Genomic DNA, 17134 nt, shown 5'->3' with positions numbered 1-17134 from the left:
AATAAAAATGATTGATTACAATGAAGTTTATAGCAAAGTTTGCGCCATGCTGTGTGAAGCTAAGGATCTCGAGATAGAGTCCATTTCTGAAGACATGCCTCTCTCACAGCTCAAGTTAGACAGTCTGGATTATGTTGAGCTGATGCTTCTGGCCAATAAAGAGTTCAGCGTTACGATAGAAACTGACGTTTTCGTTGACCAACCTGGCCTCACTCTGCGCGAGCTTTGCCAATTCATTAGTGAGAAGGGTGAATAGCCTATGCTGGACAAATGGATCTTGGTCACCGGCGGAAGCCGCGGTATTGGCCGGGCGACGGTTCTCGAGCTGGCGAAAGAGTGGAATGTTGTGTTCACCTGGCAGAGTGCTGAACAGCAAAGCCAATCACTTCTGGCATTGTGCGAGTCATTACCTGGGCAGGTTGAAGGGATTCGCTGTGACGGTCGGAATGAGGCGACGGTAAATGACACGGCTTCTCAGCTTATTCAACGCCTTGGCGCTCCCTATGGCATTATTCACAACGCGGGCGTTACGCTTGATGCATTGCATATGTTTCAGACATCCGACAACTGGCGACAGGTGATGGATACCAATCTTAATGCCGTGTTCAATTGGAACAAGCCCTTGCTTCCCGCCATGATTGCGCAAAGGGAGGGGGCGATAGTCATGATGTCGTCAGTATCAGGCATTAAAGGCAATATTGGGCAGACGGCTTACAGTGCCAGTAAAGCGGCCATGATCGGCCTGAGCCGCTCTCTCGCAGTAGAGTTAGGCAGGTTTGGCATTCGGGTCAATAGCTTATTACCTGGCTTTATTGATAGTGAAATGCTGCAATCTCTACCCAAAGAGAAAATGACAGCCATCCGCAGCCTCATTCCGATGAGAAGATTGGGGCAACCTGAAGACATTGCCAATGCGGTATCATGGCTGGTCGGCGAGGGTGCCCGTTACATGACAGGCCAGACGATAGTTATTGACGGCGGCCTTACCGCCTGACACCTCTCTCCAGTACTGACTTATCAACGTTAAATGAACATCAAGGGCACCTTTACTCTTGATGTTCAATTTGATGTATTTGTTTTCCCACTCCTTCTTCCTCTCTTTCACAACACTCTCATCCTGTTCTGTTAATTTTTCTCCAATCTCGGTCAGTAGTATAAACAGAAGCTAAACATTAGAAATATCTTACCCAGATCCTTTTAAAGTAAAGACTTCGCTTAGCCATACCTCTAGGTGTTTAATTGTTAACTACAAGGCTGTTATCGTTGCCTTTTATTAGTGAGTTAGTTAACTCGTCTGGCTTAATGTGACAGTGGATTTGAGTGTTTACAGGTATCTTGACGTCAGGGGCTAATATAAACACTAGGCTTTAATTTAAATAATTCATTTTAAACTGAAATGACACATTTGGCTTTATATGCTAACTAAACATTGCTTATGGAGCATGCGTTCAAAATTTTTATGTTTCTTGGAATAAAAAGTTAGTGATTTCATATCAGGCGTTCATATAAAAGCAAAGACTAATTGTAGCGTAAGAAAATACTTAGTTTTGAATGGAGTCGAAAGTTTTAATTTTTAACGCAAAGTACTGATTTATAATCATTAATTTAAAGTTTTATATTATAATAGACTGTCTATTGACAGTTTTTTTTAGCGGAACTAAAGTAGAGCCACTTTGCTTCGGAATGAATTGTTGAGCATTTTTACTGTAATGACTTAGCCGTTTATTTAAGAGGTGGAACCTCTAAAGAACAAAGTAATGGAATGGCAGATGGTTTTGTCAAAAACAATGCGAACGCCAATGACGGCGTCCTCTATGCATATGTTCAAAGGAAATTTGAAATGAAAAAAAATATTACTGGTCTTGCTTTGTTGGTTGCTTCTGTAATCTCTTCTTCAGCTTTCGCTATTGACGGTACAATAAATTTTAAGGGCGACGTTATTAGTAACCCTTGTACCGTTAGTGCAGCATCCAAAAATCTGGATGTTCAACTGGGTAAAATTGGTACTACAGCGTTTCCAACATCTGGATCTTTATCTGCTGCTCAAAAATTCACCTTAGTATTAACAGGTTGCCCTTCAACAGTGACCAGTGCCAAAGTGCGTTTTGATGGTACGCAAGTGGCGGGTGATAATACCGTATTAGCCGTTGCTACTGGTACAGGTAAAGCGACTGGCGTCGGTATCAAAATTTATGACAAAGATGATAATCCGATTAGCTTGTATCAAGATTCAGCAGCCTATGCTTTAAAGACCACTGCTAATAACCTTGATTTCAAGGCACGTTATGTCTCTCTGACTACTGCTGTTACCGCTGGTGCAGCAGAAGGTGCAGCTCAATTTACAATTATCTATCAATAAATCTCAGTCATTAAACATAATGGTTTAGAAGCGATTTGATATATCAGATCAGGGGTAGATATTACCCTTGATCTATTTAAGATATTTTATTGGGTAAACATCATGGAAAGATGGCGAGCTACGATTATCACAGCATTTTTGCTGTTTATAACCACATCGGTACAAGCAGGGATTGTCATTGGCGGCACACGTCTTATTTACGAAGGCAATAAGAAAGAAGCATCAATCACTGTTAATAATCCTGACAAGGTTCCTTTCCTTATTCAATCCTGGGTAGACGGTGAGCTTGTTTCAGGGCAGAAAAAAGCAGAAAAGGCGCCATTTCTCGCTACACCGCCATTATTCCGTCTGGATGCTGAACGGCAGAATGTTTTGCGCGTGATACGCGCCGGAGGAAATCTGCCGGAGGATAGGGAATCTATATTCTGGATGAATATTAAATCAATTCCTTATGCGGAAAAAAGAGAGAATACACTGCAAATTGCCGTCAAAACGCGGATTAAGTTGATATATAGACCTACAGGTGTCGAAACTACACCCGAAGATGCCGTAAAAAAACTGACATGGCAACGTACGGGTAATTCTGTGCAGATCACCAACTCTTCAGCCCACTATTTTACTTTCTTTAACGTCAAACTTAACGGCGCGGAAATTAAAGATGTCCCAATGGTGGCGCCATATTCAAACGTCAGTTTTACTTTACCGAATAATATCTCCGGTAACACCTTAAGCTGGCAATATATCAACGATTATGGCGGCACAAGCCAATCATTTGTTCAGACATTATGATCGCTAATAGCCACTAAGTAGGCGTAAATAACGTCAGGGCGCTATGGATGCGCACTACCTATCACGCCGATTATTTGGCGGTGATAAGAATGGAATCAAAATAATGAAAAAACCGAAGAGTTACCGCTCAGTCGGCTTCAAACATTCCTATCTCGCTTGGTTCATCTCCTGCCAGCTTGCTGCAATGCTTGGCGGAGCCGGGATCGCGAACGCTGAGGAATATTTTAGTCCGGCTTTACTTGAAATTGATAACCCAATGCAGGGAAATGCTGATCTTTCAATTTTTGAAAAAAGTGGAAATCAGCCACCAGGGACTTATCGCGTTGATATTTATCTCAACGGGACAATGATCATCACACAGGATGTCAACTTTAACTTATTCACTGATGCAGCAGGAACCCAAAGCCTTCTACCCTGCCTAAATAGTGAGATGTTAAAAGAGTTGGGCGTCAAACTCGCGCTGTATCCAAAAATCAACACAACGGATGAGTGCGTGAACCTCAGCCAGGATATTCCGCAGGCATCGGCACGTTTTGATTTTGAACAGCAGCGTTTAGACCTTAGCCTTCCTCAAGCAGCACTAAATCAACAGGCTCGTGGCTACGTATCGCCGGAAAAATGGGATAACGGTATTCCAGCCCTGTTGATGAATTACAATTTTACCGGTGCGAATCAAGAGGCCAAAAATAGTATTTCACAGGATAGTGATAGTTATTATTTGAACCTTAGAACCGGCATGAATCTGGCCGATTGGCGCCTGCGTAACTATTCTACGTGGAGCCGAGATAGCGATGGTAAGGACCGCTGGAAATCAATTAATACCTATATGCAGCGCGATATTAAGGTATTAAAGAGCCAGTTAACTCTGGGTGATAGTGCTTCGCCAAGTGAAGTATTTGATGCTGTTTCGTTTCGCGGTGCGCAACTCGCCTCTGACGATGACATGCTCCCTGACAGCATGAAAGGCTACTCACCGGTAGTGCGTGGGATTGCGCGAAGTAATGCGCAGGTCACTATCAGGCAGAATGGTTATATTATTTATCAAAGCTATGTCGCACCGGGTCCATTTAATATTTCGGATCTCTATCCAACATCGGGCTCCGGTGACTTACAGGTCACTATCAAAGAGGCCGACGGAAGCGAACAGAATTTGGTTGTTCCTTTCGCCGCTGTCCCGGTACTTCAGCGCGAAGGTCGACTCAAATATAGCCTGACCAGTGGTCAATACCGCTCAAGCAACAGTGATGTTGAGAAAGCAGTCTTTTCACAGGGCACTGCTATTTATGGCATGCGCTATGGGGCCACTGTTTACGGTGGGGTACAGGCTGCCACTAAATATCAGGCTTTTGTCGCTGGTTTGGGGCAAAATTTAGGGCGAATTGGTGCGTTGTCTGCTGATGTCACGCAAGCTTGGACCACTCAGAAAGATACCCCTAAAACCAGTGGTCAATCATATCGGTTGCGCTACGGGAAAAGCTTCGTAGAAACAGGGACTAACTTCAGTCTTGCTAGCTACCGTTATTCAACGGCAGGTTTCTATACCCTGCAAGAAGCATTAGACAGCTACAACAACGGCAATAGCTATACTTCGGACCAGAAAAAGAACCGTTTTGAGTTGACCATGAGCCAAAATCTGTGGCAGAAGGGCGGTGCGATTTCAGTCAGCATGGTTAAAGAAAAGTATTGGAATAATAATCGCAGTACTGAATCTGTCGGAGTGGGATATAACAATACATGGTCTGGTATTTCGTATGGCCTGAATTACACTTACAACAAAAATGGTACGGACGGCTACGGTTCCCGTACTCTATATACTGACCAAATTTTTGCCCTTAACGTCAGCATACCATTGAATAAATGGTTACCGGGCGGATACGCCACCTATGGTATGAGCACCAGTAAAAAAGGCAATACCACTAATAACCTAGGCTTAAGTGGTACAGCTTTGGCTGATGATAATTTAAGTTATAACCTGAGCCAGGGCTATGGCAGTCAAGGTCAGGGATCCAGTGGAAGCGCCGCCGCCGATTATAAAGGGGGACAAGGCGAATTCAATGTTGGCTATAGCTATGACAAAAACCAACGCCGTCTGAGTTATGGTTTAGAAGGTGGAGCGATAGTCCATGAAAATGGTTTAACCCTCTCTCAACCTTTGAGTGAAACCATGGTCTTGGTGAAAGCGCCAGGGGCTGGAAATGTAAGAGTAACTGGCAACTCAGGCGTTATCACTGATGGGCGCGGATACGCGGTCGTACCTTACGCAACGCCATATCGTAATAACCAAATTGTGCTTGATACTCAATCCCTGCCTGACGATGTAGATATCACCATGAGTTCAACATCGGTGATTCCTGCTCGAGGAGCTGTAGTACGTGCCGATTTCAACCCTCGCGTTGGCCAGCGTGTATTAATGACTCTTATCCGTAGCAATGGTGAGCCAGTGCCATTTGGTGCCATGGTTACTGATCTTAGTAACAAGAGTTATAACGGAAATATCGTCGGTGACGGTGGCCAGGTTTATCTTACCGGGATGAGTGACTCAGGACGATTAAGTGTGAAATGGGGTAATGCTGCATCGCAAACCTGCGAAGTGGATTATCGCCTGCAAAAATCGATTGACGCTGCCAATATCGAGTTGTTGAAAGGGGAATGTCGATGAAATGGAATTTGAATATGAATAATATAAATAGCACTGTTTTCTCGCAGTTAACGAACTCTGCCAAGAACAAAGTTGGATATGCCAGAGCGTTTACGCTGTTAGGGACGAGTATTGCATTATTCGCGTTTAGTGGAACAGCAAATTCTGCTACCTGCGGGCCTGACACCAGTACTAAAGTGTATAATTTTAATATGAATTATACCTTAACTACGCCATCAGAAAATACCGCGGGAATGTTAAAGCCCAACGCATTTAGTTGGAATACCGCGGGTGATTACATTATTCGATGCAATTGCCGTGGGGTCTTTTTTGCACCATATATTACCGCAAAAGTACCTGAAAGTGGTGGGGTGGTTTATAACGATGGTACTAATAAATACTATGGGATAAGCCCTTACTTAGGAGTGGCGAGTAGTATTTTTGTCGCGGGTGGTTTAAGGAAAATGATCCCTGCACCTTTCCATATGAGCAATCAAAATACTACAGGTACATCCTGTGAAAGAAGTGGTTTTTGGGAAACTGGCAATAAAGGTTCAGTTTCACTCTATTTTAGAAGAGCCTTCGTCGGCGTACAGACTATTCCAATGACTAAAGTTGTTGATATTTTTGTTGCTACTGATGGCGAAAGTATCTCAACAGTACCCGTTTCTTCTGTCTATATGAGTGGAACAGTAACTGTACCCCAATCCTGCACTATCAACGGCGGAGGAGTGATCACTATTCCTTTCGGCGATATTATCGCCACGAATATTAATACTAAAGGTGAGATGGCCAAAGGTTTTGTGCCTAAAAACCAGCAACTTAATGTCGCCTGTAACAATATTTCAGAGGGTGTCAAGGTGAGCCTTTCGTTTCAGGGGACGCCAGACCCAAGTGAACCCAGCGTTCTGGCAACCACTAACGAAAATGTGGGCGTAAAAATTGAAAATGCTTCAGGCGCAGTTATCCCACCAATAAGCGGAGACCTGCCGTTAAATATGAATTACGCGTCGCAATCTGCATCTACCCAGATAAAGCTCTACCCCATTAATACCACTGGGCGAACACCGGGCACCGGTAATTTTACTGCGACTGCAACGATTCAGGCTGAGCTTGAGTAAGCTGACAAGCAGCATCCCATAGCATTCACCTTAAAAGTGAATGCTACTTAAAGGTTAGAAGGATGTAGATATGACTATTTTTACAGCGACGAAATTCAAGGTGATTTCGTCAATAATGCTGATTTTAAGTGCAACCTCGTTTTCCTCAAAGTCAGCCACGACTTTGCAAATCACCGGCAATATAAAAGCCGCGGCTTGCCGGGTTAATTTCCCGACCTCTGGCGTTGAGGTAAACCTGGGTGATGGTATACATCAATATGTTCTATCATCAGCTGGTTCAGCAGCACCCTGGGTCAATTTTAGTCTGCAATTGAGCGCATGCCCTGAAACCACCAAAAGTGTCACAATGACAGTGAATGGGACCCCAGCCTCCGCAGGCTCAGATACTTTTATCAACACAGGTTCGGCAACTAACCTACAGATCCAAGTACAAAATATCAGTGACAGTCGGATGTTAGGTAACGGCGCCAATGTTACGCAGGCAATAGAGAGCGCAAGTTCTACGGCAAAGTTTAATTTACAAGCGCGTGCATATACTGTTTCCGGTAATGTCACCCCAGGATCAATAGTAGGCAGTATGCAGGTTAGCTTCACATATCAATAAGTAGTATTTTGATGCTGAGAAACGATGATACTTTGTTCCTGTGAGTTTGTAATAAATAAAAGGACTTCACTATTGTTGCTAACTGTTAGAAATGAAAGCGTTAAGCCAGTTTAATAACACTCTCTATTTTCCGAACATAAAGATGAGAAGATGAATAATTTTCCAATGTCGCAGTTACACCGTTGTGCATCGTCATCATCCATGAAACCTCAAGCCGTTAAAAATAACGGGGTGATCATTATGGAGAGCTGCCCCGTGACAGCTTTAGGGATGCGTCGCCTTTTACTGGAGAGTTGCGATGTAGGTAAGGATATTATTCATACCAATTCGCTGGCGGACATCATGCCGCTAATTAAGGCTCATCGCCCAAAACTTTTATTGATGGATTTATGCGGGGAAAAAGAATCTGTTTTGGATGGATTAAGGCTTTTGCCTTCATTACATTCTCGCTGGCCGGAGGTAAAAGTTATTGTCTGCACCGCTTTTAGCGAATACAGAATACTTCAATTGGTCGTTTCATCGGGTGCTCACGGCATTTTATTGAAAAGTGAGCCGACGATAGCCTTTGTTCAATGTATCTCGCAGATTGTATCAGGGGGGAAATTTTACAGCCCTAAACTGCGACAGTTGTTGAGCTTATCAGACCCGGGAAAAGAGATAACTGCGCTGACACGACGCGAGTTGGATGTGTTGACCTATCTTTTTTCCGGTATGAATGTCTCTTCAGTGGCAGCGAAAATGCATCGTGATATCCGCACTATTAGCACTCATAAACGCAACGCTATGGCGAAGTTAGGATTTAAGAACGACAGTGAGCTGTTTGCACAAGGAATATGGATGATGAAAGCTTGGCCCGGCGTTGTCTTCTGACGTAATAACGGTCGGCCAATAAAACGGCATACATCTAATAATACAGGGAGTTATATTTTGCGTGTCATGCCAACTACACCACTCAAAATAGCATTAATGGATAGCAGCCCGCTAGCACTTGCCGGTCTATGCTATTTTCTTGATTCACTAGGTATCGTGAAAGATGTCATTTTGCAAGAAAACAGTCTTAAGAAGGTAAGCGAAGCCTTTATGTATCAGTCAGTTGATGTGCTCGTCACTGATTTGTACAGCCAGAGTGAGTCCTTCATCGAAGGGCGAGATATTATTCTAAATCTATGTTCGCAGTATCCTAATCTGATTATGATTGTCTACACATCTTGTCAGTCAGGAGAGCAAATGCGCCCCTTGCTTTGCGAGCCTAATATCAGTCTTATTGCACGTAGTGAGCCTTTAGCCAAAATTGTTGATTCTTTTAGGCAGGCTTTACAAGGGAGACGTTTTCTAAGCCAGAAGATCTGTGGCTATCTTGCCTTGCAAAATAGTTCAGCCGATCTCTCTGCTCGTCAACTTACCTGCAGTGAAAAGGAAGTGCTTAAGCATCTGTTTAATGGAATGAGTCTGGGAGAAATTGCTACTCTGAGAAGTCTTAGTATTAAGACGATCAGTGCCCATAAGTGTAATGCTATGCGTAAATTATCCGTTAAAAATGATGCTGAATTATTTTTGATGAAAGATAAACTTTATCTCTAAACATAGTGTGTATCTCAATTAGGGTGTAAATAAGTAGGCCCGCCCTTCAACTTTATAGTGAAGGGCGAGAGTCAAACATCAGATTCGGCAACTGAGATTAAATCTCTACCGCCACAAAATGTGGCGTATTGCTGGTAGTGTAAATAGCGGTGTTTTGAATATTACGATGCCCTAAATAATTTTGAATCAATCTTGTATCAAAGCCTTTATCGGCTAAAGCATAGCCGCAGGCATGCCTAAGCATATGGGGATGAACCTGAGTATCCAGCCCGGCCATTTCGCCATATTTACGCACGAGTCGATAGAATTGCTGTCTGGAAAGCTGCCCGCCATGTTTTGATAGGAACAACCACGGAGTATCTGCATCTAAAAAGCCTGAACGTATCTGTAACCAATTTTCTATAGCTACAATTTCGCGGGGCTGCAAAGGGTGCTGGACAGTAAAACCGTTTTTTAAACGGGAAACGGAAATCCTTTTTGTTTGTAATTCAATATCACTAATCCGCAAATTAATTAGCTCTGTCACGCGCAGTCCATGTATAAAACACATTAACAACATGCATTCATCACGCGCACGGTTTTTACCCGTAGCCGTTGCCGTAATCATTTTCTCTATTTCTTGCTGATTTAAAAAATTCTGCATTATTTTGATTACCTATCCATGGTTTTTTGATGGTGTATATATAACGATTTGTAAGAGTTAGTGCCGCTTATTTAATTATGTAGCTCCATTTCATGGCAATATGAGAGGAATTATAAAAGTTGTCATGAAAAAACCTTCGCTGGGTAAGTCATTCCGAGTTGTATAGTTGCGCGTGGCGCAATCTCAGTAATCACCTTCAAGCCATTTATCTCAAGAATAACCCCCATTTATCCCCTTTGTTCCAGCAATCAGACCCACAAGGTTTTGGCATGCTATGCCTGAAATTGTATCCATGGCTTTTTGGCGATGGATGATGCACCAACAGGAACCGACCGGTGGCTGAAGAAAGCGATCTCGAAAAAAGCGAAGCCCCCACACCCCACAGGCTTGAAAAGGCCCGCGAAGAAGGGCAGATACCGCGCTCGCGCGAACTGACCTCCATGCTGATGCTGGGGGCCGGTTTTTCATTGCTATGGGTATCCGGGGAGTCAATGGCGCGGCAGTTAGCGGTGATGATTTCACAAGGTCTGAATTTCGATCACGACATCATCAGCAATGACCGGCAAATGCTGCGGCAAATGGCGTCGTTGCTGGGGCGTGCAGTTTGGGCACTGCTGCCCGTAATTGGTGGGTTAGTTCTGGTTGCGCTGGCCGCGCCTCTGCTGCTCGGCGGGTTGAACTTCAGCGGCAAATCTTTTGCGCCGAAGCTCAATCGTCTGGACCCCATTGCCGGGCTGAAGCGCATGTTTTCAGCGCAGGTGCTGGCAGAACTCCTGAAAGCCATTCTGAAAGCCACCATTGTTGGCTTCATTTGCGGTCTTTACCTGTGGCATCACTGGCAGGACATGATGCGCCTGATGGCGCAGCCGACCATTCCGGCGCTGGCCGAGGCTCTAAGCATGGTGGCGTTTTGCGCCATGATGGTGGTATTCGGCCTGATCCCAATGGTGGCGTTCGACGTCTTTTGGCAAATCTGGAGCCACATTAAAAAGTTGCGGATGAGTAAACAAGACATTCGCGACGAGTTTAAGAGTCAGGAAGGCGATCCGCACGTTAAAGGCCGTATTCGCCAGCAGCAGCGGGCCATGGCGCGTCGCCGCATGATGGCCGACGTGCCGAAGGCCGACGTTATTGTTACCAACCCGACGCACTACGCCGTTGCGCTGCAATATAGCGAAAGCAAAATGAGCGCGCCGAAAGTGTTGGCGAAAGGGGCGGGTGACGTGGCGCTGCGCATAAAAGAACTGGCTGCCGAACATAGAATTCCGACGCTGGAGGCCCCGCCGCTGGCGCGAGCGCTTTACCGTCATAGTGATATTGGTCAGCAGATCCCCGCCGCGCTTTATGCCGCGGTCGCGGAAGTGCTGGCGTGGGTGTATCAGCTTAAGCGCTGGAAGCGTGAAGGCGGATTAATCCCGAAAAAACCTGAACATTTACCGGTGCCTGAAGCATTGGACTTTGCTGGAGAAACAGAAACACATGGGTAATCTGGCCGCGCTGCTGCGCTTACCGGGCTTCAAAGATACACAATGGCAGGTGCTCGCCGGGCCTATCCTGATCCTGATTATTTTGTCGATGATGGTGCTGCCTTTGCCGCCGTTCATCCTCGACCTGCTGTTTACCTTTAACATTGCCCTGTCGATCATGGTGTTGCTGGTGGCGATGTTCACCCAGCGCACCCTTGAGTTTGCTGCTTTTCCAACCATTCTGCTGTTCTCTACCTTGTTGCGACTATCCCTCAACGTGGCCTCGACGCGTATCATTTTGCTCGAAGGCCATACCGGCGCAGGGGCGGCGGGGCGTGTGGTTGAAGCATTCGGCCACTTCTTGGTTGGCGGTAACTTTGCTATCGGTATAGTGGTGTTCATCATCTTGGTATTGATTAACTTTATGGTTATCACCAAAGGTGCCGGGCGTATTGCTGAGGTGGGCGCGCGTTTCGTGTTAGACGGAATGCCGGGTAAACAGATGGCCATTGACGCTGACCTCAACGCCGGGCTGATTGGCGAAGAAGAAGCGAAAAAACGCCGTTCCGAAGTGACTCAGGAAGCCGATTTCTACGGCTCAATGGACGGTGCGAGTAAGTTCGTGCGCGGCGACGCCATCGCGGGCCTGATGATCATGGTGATCAACGTGGTTGGCGGCCTGCTGGTGGGTGTGTTGCAGCACGGAATGGATCTCGGCCACGCGGCTGAAAGCTACACCTTGCTGACCATCGGTGACGGTCTGGTTGCGCAGATCCCAGCATTGGTTATCTCGACCGCGGCGGGCGTTATCGTTACCCGCGTGGGCACCAATGAAGATGTCGGCGAGCAGATGGTCACCCAGCTGTTCCGCAACCCTCGCGTGATGATGCTCAGCGCCGGCGTTTTGGGCCTGCTCGGTCTGGTGCCGGGTATGCCGAACTTCGTCTTCCTGCTGTTCACCGGGGCTTTACTGGCTCTGGCGTGGTGGACTCGCGGCCAGCAGCAGAAACCGGCAGTGGCGAAAGAGACGGTGCAGGTGAATACCGAAAGCCAGCAGCTGGTGGAAGCCAGTTGGTCGGATGTTCAGTTGGAAGACTCTTTGGGTATGGAAGTCGGCTATCGCCTGATCCCAATGGTCGACCACGCGCAGAACGGCGAGCTGCTGGGGCGTATCCGCAGCATTCGTAAGAAGTTCGCGCAGGAGATGGGCTATCTGCCGCCGGTTATCCATATTCGCGACAATCTTGAATTACCACCTGCCGGATACCGCATCTTGATGAAAGGGGTGGAAATCGGTTCCGGCGAGGCCCATCCGGGTCGCTGGATGGCGATTAACCCTGGCAACGCGATTGGTCAATTACCGGGTGAAGTAACTCAGGATCCGGCCTTTGGCCTGGCCGCCGTGTGGATTGAACCGGCACTCCGCGAACAGGCACAAATTCAGGGCTTTACCGTGGTGGAAGCCAGTACCGTGGTGGCCACCCACCTTAATCACCTGATCAGCATGCATGCGCAAGAGCTGTTTGGCCGTCAGGAAACGCAGGAGCTGATGGAGCGCGTCAGCAAAGAGTTGCCGAAGCTGACTGAGGACTTCATCCCGGGCGTGGTAACGCTGACTACCTTACATAAAGTATTGCAGAACCTGCTGGCGGAGCGCGTTTCTATTCGCGACATGCGCACCATTATTGAGACTCTGGCCGAGCATGCGCCGAATCAAACTGACGCCAACGAACTGACGGCCGTGGTGCGCGTCGCGCTGGGCAGGGCAATCACTCAACAGTGGTTCCCGGGCACCGGTGAAGTGCAGGTTATTGGATTGGATACCGCCCTTGAGCGCCTGCTGCTGCAAGCACTGCAGGGCGGCGGCGGGCTGGAGCCGGGGCTGGCGGAGCGTCTACTGACACAGGCCCAGGCCGCGCTGCAACAACAGGAGGTCAATGGAGCGCCGCCGGTATTGCTGGTCAACCATGCGCTGCGCGCTTTGCTGTCTCGCTTCCTGCGTCGTTCATTGCCGCAAATTGCCGTGATGTCGAATTTGGAGATGAGCGACAGCCGCCAGATTCGTATGACTGCCACCATTGGCGGAGAGTAATGATGAAACAAATGGCTACGGGGCTTTTAATCATGTGCTGCTCGGCATCCGCTCTGGCGGCCTCTGGCTCCTGGTCGGACAGCAAGGCGGGCATCACGCTGCAAAATCGCGGGCAGATGGCTTCTGCTTCAATGCTAAGTCCATCAGCAAACGCGCCGGTGATGCAGATGCCCTCGGCGGTTATCGATACTATAAGTTGGAGCTACAGCCTGTTGGGTCCGGAACCGGCGGGTTTGCAGGTGCAGCTGTGCAGTAGCAGCAACCGCTGCCAGCAGCTGGACGCCGCGCAGGGGCAAACGCGTAACTTCTTTGGTCAGTCGGCGCAGTCTTCTTTCAGGCTGGTATTTGGGGTTGAGGGACAAGGCAGGCTAAACCCGCCGCTGCGCGTGGTGAGTCAGCAGGTGATCGTGAATTATCGCTAAATGGGTTGCCAGGGCTGGCTTTTAAAACCAATCCTGCCGTCAATCACAAAAATATCGCTGATATCGGCGATATTTTTTTGTCTGAGTTTTGGCAGGCTGGGAATTTATGAGCAGGAGAAAGGAGGATAAAGTTGGAGAGGTTATACCGAAATTTTACGCACGGTCTGCCCGCTGACTGAAGTCTGGCCGTTTGGGCCATAAAGCTTTTGCGTTTGGCTGGCGCCCAGAATGGCCATGGCCTGCGTGTTGTAGTCAATTTGCTTATTGAGCAGCATACCGTTATGGCGGTTTAGCGCGCTGAGCTTCTCACTCAGTTGAACCACGGCCTTCCACATGGCAGCAATTTCAGGCTGACGCGAATAGGGCGCATTCTGCTTCAATCTCGCGTCATGTTCCCGACGCTGTTTATCAAGATAATCGACGGTGGTCAGCAGGGAGCTTTTTTGTTCAGTTATATTTTGCAAAGCTACCCCATTGACGCGGCCTGAGCAGAGCAGGGTTTGTTCATGTTGAATGATCAAATCCAGCGCTTCCAGCGTTTCCACCAGCGTCTTCATGGTCTTGATAAAATCTTTCATCGGGCTTCTTTACCTTTCAACTTAAGCTTATTGACTTAAATATCGTTGAGATAGGCCTGCGTGTCCTGCAACAACGCATCGGCAATTTTGCCGGTATCCATGGTCAGTTTGCCGTCACGGATAGCCTGCTTTAACTGTTCTACACGCGCAGTATTGATATCTTGTGAACTTGATTTGGTCAGCACGGCCTGAGCGTCACTCAGGGTAACGGCAGTCCCGCTAACCGGCGCGCTGTTGGTGCTTTCTTTGCGTGTCACTTGCGCATTGGTGTCAGACGGATCGCGCTGTTGAATCGGGCTAACCGGTTGCGATGCCTGAGTGCGTTCGATGCTCATAATACTTCTCCCAATCTGATATGCCGTCAAATTGCGGCTTTGATATCAGGTTATCGACACTTTACGGAAAAACTTTAGCCTTTATTGCAATGGCAGGGAAACATTCGCTAGATGGCGATGCTCACCGTGCCATCTGCTGCTACTTTGCCGTTAACAATCTGCCCGGAAGGCATTCTGACCCGCACGGTTTCACTGGCGGCGGCGTTATTCATCGCCTTGCCCGAGCTGGAAACATTAAACCCGGTTCCCGTCGCCTGTACCTGAACTTCCTGCCCTGCGTGGACCATCCACGGGCGGCGCAGCATCGATAAAGTTAGGGGCTGACCGACATTAATATTGCGCAGCGTCACCGCGTTGATGGCTTGCTGGCTGTCAAGAATAGCCCGTGGCGGCAATAAGTCCAATCTCCCCGTTTTCTGCTGCATATCGGCCTGAGTCAGATGCGCGCCGGAAGAGACGTTTCGCGCCGCCACCCAGTAGCTGCCACTGACCTGCACCTGTGCCTGCACGTAGCTTTTTTGCCCGTTGCAGTTCACCGCCACGGAGACATTTCCCCAAGGCCGCGCATTGGGGGAAAGAGAAAGCTGTGGTGAAAGGCACTGCGGCTGGCGGGCGGCAGGGGTGGTAATAAGGCTTTTCACCTGAGTCCCATTACCGGCGTACTGCTGACTGAAAAACTGCTGAATATGTCCAGCCAAGGGCGTGTTGTTATTGTCTGACGCCGCCGACGGCGCTGCTGCCAGCACCGCGCCCGGTATCAGGCTCAGTAAAAACACGCCTGCTTGTCCACTCTTCAGCTTAGTCATTTCGCCTTGCGCCTCGTCATGATGGCCTCTGGGGGGAACCCCACTTCTGGCGACAAGTCTACCCGCAGTTTGCATTTCCTAAAGGGACAAATAGCGGGGCATTTTGCGCTTATTCCCGCGATAGGTTGTTGACATAGGGATTTATGCTGTCGGCTCCAAATTCTCACTTTGCGGAGGGCGCATGCTCGACAAATTGAACGCCGCACTACAGTTCCAACAGGAAGCGCTCAACCTGCGCGCCCAGCGGCAAGAAATTCTTTCGGCGAATATCGCCAACGCCGACACCCCGGGGTTTCAGGCGCGCGATATCGATTTCGCCAGTCAGTTACAGAAAGTGATGGAAGCAGGGCGAGCGAACGGCAGCGGCATGTCGCTGGAGTTAACCAACGCGCGCCACATTCCAGCGGCGACCAGCTCAGGCCCGGATCTTGACCTGATGTACCGCATTCCCGATCAGCCGTCGATGGATGGCAACACGGTGGATATGGACCGTGAGCGTACCAATTTCGCGGATAACAGTGTGCGATATCAGACTGACCTGACCGTATTGACCGGGCAGGTGAAAGGCATGATGTCGGTACTTCAAGGATAACCAGTATGTCGATGCTCAACATTTTTGATATCGCCGGTTCGGCGCTTTCTGCCCAGTCGCAACGCATGAACGTCAGCGCCAGTAACATGGCCAACGCCGACAGCGTCACCGGCCCGGATGGTCAGCCATACCGCGCCAAGCAGGTGGTCTTTCAAGTCAACGCCGCGCCTGGCCAAGAAACCGGTGGCGTGAAAGTAGCCGAGGTGGTGGATGACCCGGCACCGATGCGCATGGTGTTTCAGCCCGGCAACCCCATGGCGGATGCCAAGGGTTATGTGCAGATGCCCAACGTCGACGTGGTGAGCGAAATGGTTAACACCATCTCCGCCTCACGCAGCTATCAGGCCAACGTCGAGGTGTTGAATACCACCAAATCGTTGATGATGAAAACCCTGACATTGGGTCAATAACGGAGCCGCTTATGTCAGTTTTAAGTTCAGTCAACGACAGCACCGACAACACCATTAATACCGACAACAGCAAGCCGAAATCCACGGCGGATGATCTGTCGAATAACTTCCTGACCCTGCTCGTCGCCCAGCTTAAGAACCAAGATCCTACCAACCCGATGGATAACGCCCAGCTCACTAGCCAGTTGGCGCAAATCAATACCGTGAGCGGCATCGAAAAACTCAACACCACCTTGGGCAGCATCTCCGGGCAGATCAACAGCAACCAGTCGGTTCAGGCCACGGCGCTGATTGGTCACGGGGTGATGATTGAAGGGCGGGCGATTCTGGTGGGCAGCTCTGACGGCAAGGTCAGCACCACGCCGTTTGGCCTGCAACTCGAAAGCGCGGCGGACACCAACAATGTGGTGATCAGTGACTCCACCGGCAAAGTGGTGAAAACCATCGCGCTGGGTTCACAGACTGCCGGCGTCCACAGCTACACCTGGGACGGCAAGCAGGATGACGGCACGGCGGCACCGGACGGCGCATACACCTTCAGCATCAACTCGACCAACGGCGGCCAGCAGATGGTCGCCACCGCGCTGAACTACGCGCTGGTCAACGGCGTTACCAATGACAGCTCCGGCGCAGTGCTGGATCTCGGCGTGCGCGGCACCACCACGCTCGCCAACGTTCGACAGATTTTGTAGCAGATT

At 48.6% G+C, this 17134-nt stretch carries 19 protein-coding genes; 15 read left to right on the top strand and 4 right to left on the bottom strand.

Annotation, left to right across the window (positions count from 1 at the left end; genetic code table 11):
• The first annotated feature begins 7 nt into the window (after positions 1–7).
• From SBO83_RS06650 to SBO83_RS06610, 9 genes are all read left to right on the top strand, one after another.
• Positions 8–256 (top strand): phosphopantetheine-binding protein, encoded by a 249-nt coding sequence (locus SBO83_RS06650; RefSeq protein WP_396130892.1) that lies wholly within the window; start codon positions 8–10, stop codon positions 254–256.
• A 3-nt stretch (positions 257–259) separates the two neighbouring features.
• On the top strand, positions 260–994 hold the full coding sequence (locus SBO83_RS06645; RefSeq protein ID WP_396130891.1) for a 3-oxoacyl-ACP reductase FabG: 735 nt from the start codon (positions 260–262) through the stop codon (positions 992–994).
• A 768-nt stretch (positions 995–1762) separates the two neighbouring features.
• Positions 1763–2359 carry a fimbrial protein gene (locus tag SBO83_RS06640; protein WP_396130890.1) on the top strand — a complete coding sequence of 199 codons (597 nt, stop codon included), beginning with the start codon at positions 1763–1765 and terminating at the stop codon, positions 2357–2359.
• A gap of 102 nt (positions 2360–2461) precedes the next feature.
• The gene (locus SBO83_RS06635; RefSeq protein WP_396130889.1) at positions 2462–3148 is read left to right on the top strand and encodes a fimbria/pilus periplasmic chaperone; all 687 of its coding nucleotides are present in this window, start codon (positions 2462–2464) and stop codon (positions 3146–3148) included.
• Between the two features lie 103 nt (positions 3149–3251).
• A complete protein-coding gene (locus SBO83_RS06630; RefSeq protein ID WP_396130888.1) occupies positions 3252–5807 on the top strand; it encodes a fimbria/pilus outer membrane usher protein in 2556 nt (851 codons plus the stop codon).
• Entirely contained in the window at positions 5804–6907 is a 1104-nt protein-coding gene (locus SBO83_RS06625) for a fimbrial protein (protein ID WP_396130887.1), read from the top strand. Before SBO83_RS06630 ends, SBO83_RS06625 begins: the two co-directional genes overlap by 4 nt.
• Positions 6908–6977: 70 nt before the next feature.
• Entirely contained in the window at positions 6978–7511 is a 534-nt protein-coding gene (locus tag SBO83_RS06620) for a fimbrial protein (RefSeq protein WP_353501858.1), read from the top strand.
• Between the two features lie 150 nt (positions 7512–7661).
• Positions 7662–8381 (top strand): LuxR C-terminal-related transcriptional regulator, encoded by a 720-nt coding sequence (locus SBO83_RS06615; protein ID WP_396130886.1) that lies wholly within the window; start codon positions 7662–7664, stop codon positions 8379–8381.
• Positions 8382–8447: 66 nt separating this feature from the next.
• The gene (locus tag SBO83_RS06610) at positions 8448–9092 is read left to right on the top strand and encodes a response regulator transcription factor (protein WP_353503954.1); all 645 of its coding nucleotides are present in this window, start codon (positions 8448–8450) and stop codon (positions 9090–9092) included.
• A 97-nt stretch (positions 9093–9189) separates the two neighbouring features.
• On the opposite strand, the gene SBO83_RS06605 is transcribed toward SBO83_RS06610, so the two are convergent.
• Positions 9190–9735, bottom strand: a complete 546-nt coding sequence (locus SBO83_RS06605; protein ID WP_396130885.1) for a tyrosine-type DNA invertase — start codon at positions 9733–9735, stop codon at positions 9190–9192.
• 335 nt (positions 9736–10070) lie between these two features.
• Between SBO83_RS06605 and flhB the strand changes: the two genes are divergently transcribed.
• From flhB to SBO83_RS06590, 3 genes are read left to right on the top strand one after another with little or no spacing between them, the layout of a single operon-like run.
• Positions 10071–11222: a flagellar biosynthesis protein FlhB gene (flhB, locus tag SBO83_RS06600; protein ID WP_353501861.1), complete on the top strand. Its 1152-nt coding sequence runs from the start codon at positions 10071–10073 to the stop codon at positions 11220–11222.
• On the top strand, positions 11215–13293 hold the full coding sequence (gene flhA, locus SBO83_RS06595; protein WP_353501862.1) for a flagellar biosynthesis protein FlhA: 2079 nt from the start codon (positions 11215–11217) through the stop codon (positions 13291–13293). Before flhB ends, flhA begins: the two co-directional genes overlap by 8 nt.
• Entirely contained in the window at positions 13293–13715 is a 423-nt protein-coding gene (locus SBO83_RS06590; protein ID WP_396130884.1) for a flagellar protein FlhE, read from the top strand. Before flhA ends, SBO83_RS06590 begins: the two co-directional genes overlap by 1 nt.
• Positions 13716–13855: 140 nt before the next feature.
• Here SBO83_RS06590 and SBO83_RS06585 read toward each other — a convergent pair whose 3' ends face one another.
• The 3 genes from SBO83_RS06585 to flgA form a co-directional block, all read right to left on the bottom strand.
• Positions 13856–14293, bottom strand: coding sequence for a flagellar export chaperone FlgN (locus SBO83_RS06585; protein ID WP_396130883.1), 438 nt, complete (start codon positions 14291–14293; stop codon positions 13856–13858).
• 35 nt (positions 14294–14328) lie between these two features.
• Complete coding sequence (flgM, locus tag SBO83_RS06580; RefSeq protein WP_353501865.1) at positions 14329–14628, bottom strand: flagellar biosynthesis anti-sigma factor FlgM; 300 nt, start codon at positions 14626–14628, stop codon at positions 14329–14331.
• 107 nt (positions 14629–14735) lie between these two features.
• A complete protein-coding gene (flgA, locus tag SBO83_RS06575) occupies positions 14736–15434 on the bottom strand; it encodes a flagellar basal body P-ring formation chaperone FlgA (protein ID WP_396130882.1) in 699 nt (232 codons plus the stop codon).
• A 181-nt stretch (positions 15435–15615) separates the two neighbouring features.
• Here flgA and flgB point away from each other — a divergent pair, with 181 nt between their 5' ends.
• The 3 genes from flgB to flgD are packed head-to-tail and all read left to right on the top strand — an operon-like array spanning position 15616 to position 17128.
• Positions 15616–16026, top strand: coding sequence for a flagellar basal body rod protein FlgB (gene flgB, locus SBO83_RS06570; RefSeq protein WP_034789994.1), 411 nt, complete (start codon positions 15616–15618; stop codon positions 16024–16026).
• Between the two features lie 5 nt (positions 16027–16031).
• Positions 16032–16436, top strand: coding sequence for a flagellar basal body rod protein FlgC (gene flgC / locus SBO83_RS06565; RefSeq protein WP_034789996.1), 405 nt, complete (start codon positions 16032–16034; stop codon positions 16434–16436).
• 11 nt (positions 16437–16447) lie between these two features.
• Positions 16448–17128 (top strand): flagellar hook assembly protein FlgD, encoded by a 681-nt coding sequence (flgD, locus tag SBO83_RS06560; RefSeq protein ID WP_353501868.1) that lies wholly within the window; start codon positions 16448–16450, stop codon positions 17126–17128.
• The last annotated feature ends 6 nt before the right edge of the window (positions 17129–17134 follow it).

The sequence above is a fragment of the Ewingella allii genome (genome assembly GCF_044430645.1).
GTDB lineage: Bacteria > Pseudomonadota > Gammaproteobacteria > Enterobacterales > Enterobacteriaceae > Ewingella > Ewingella allii.
This window is presented reverse-complemented; position numbering and strand designations above follow the sequence as displayed.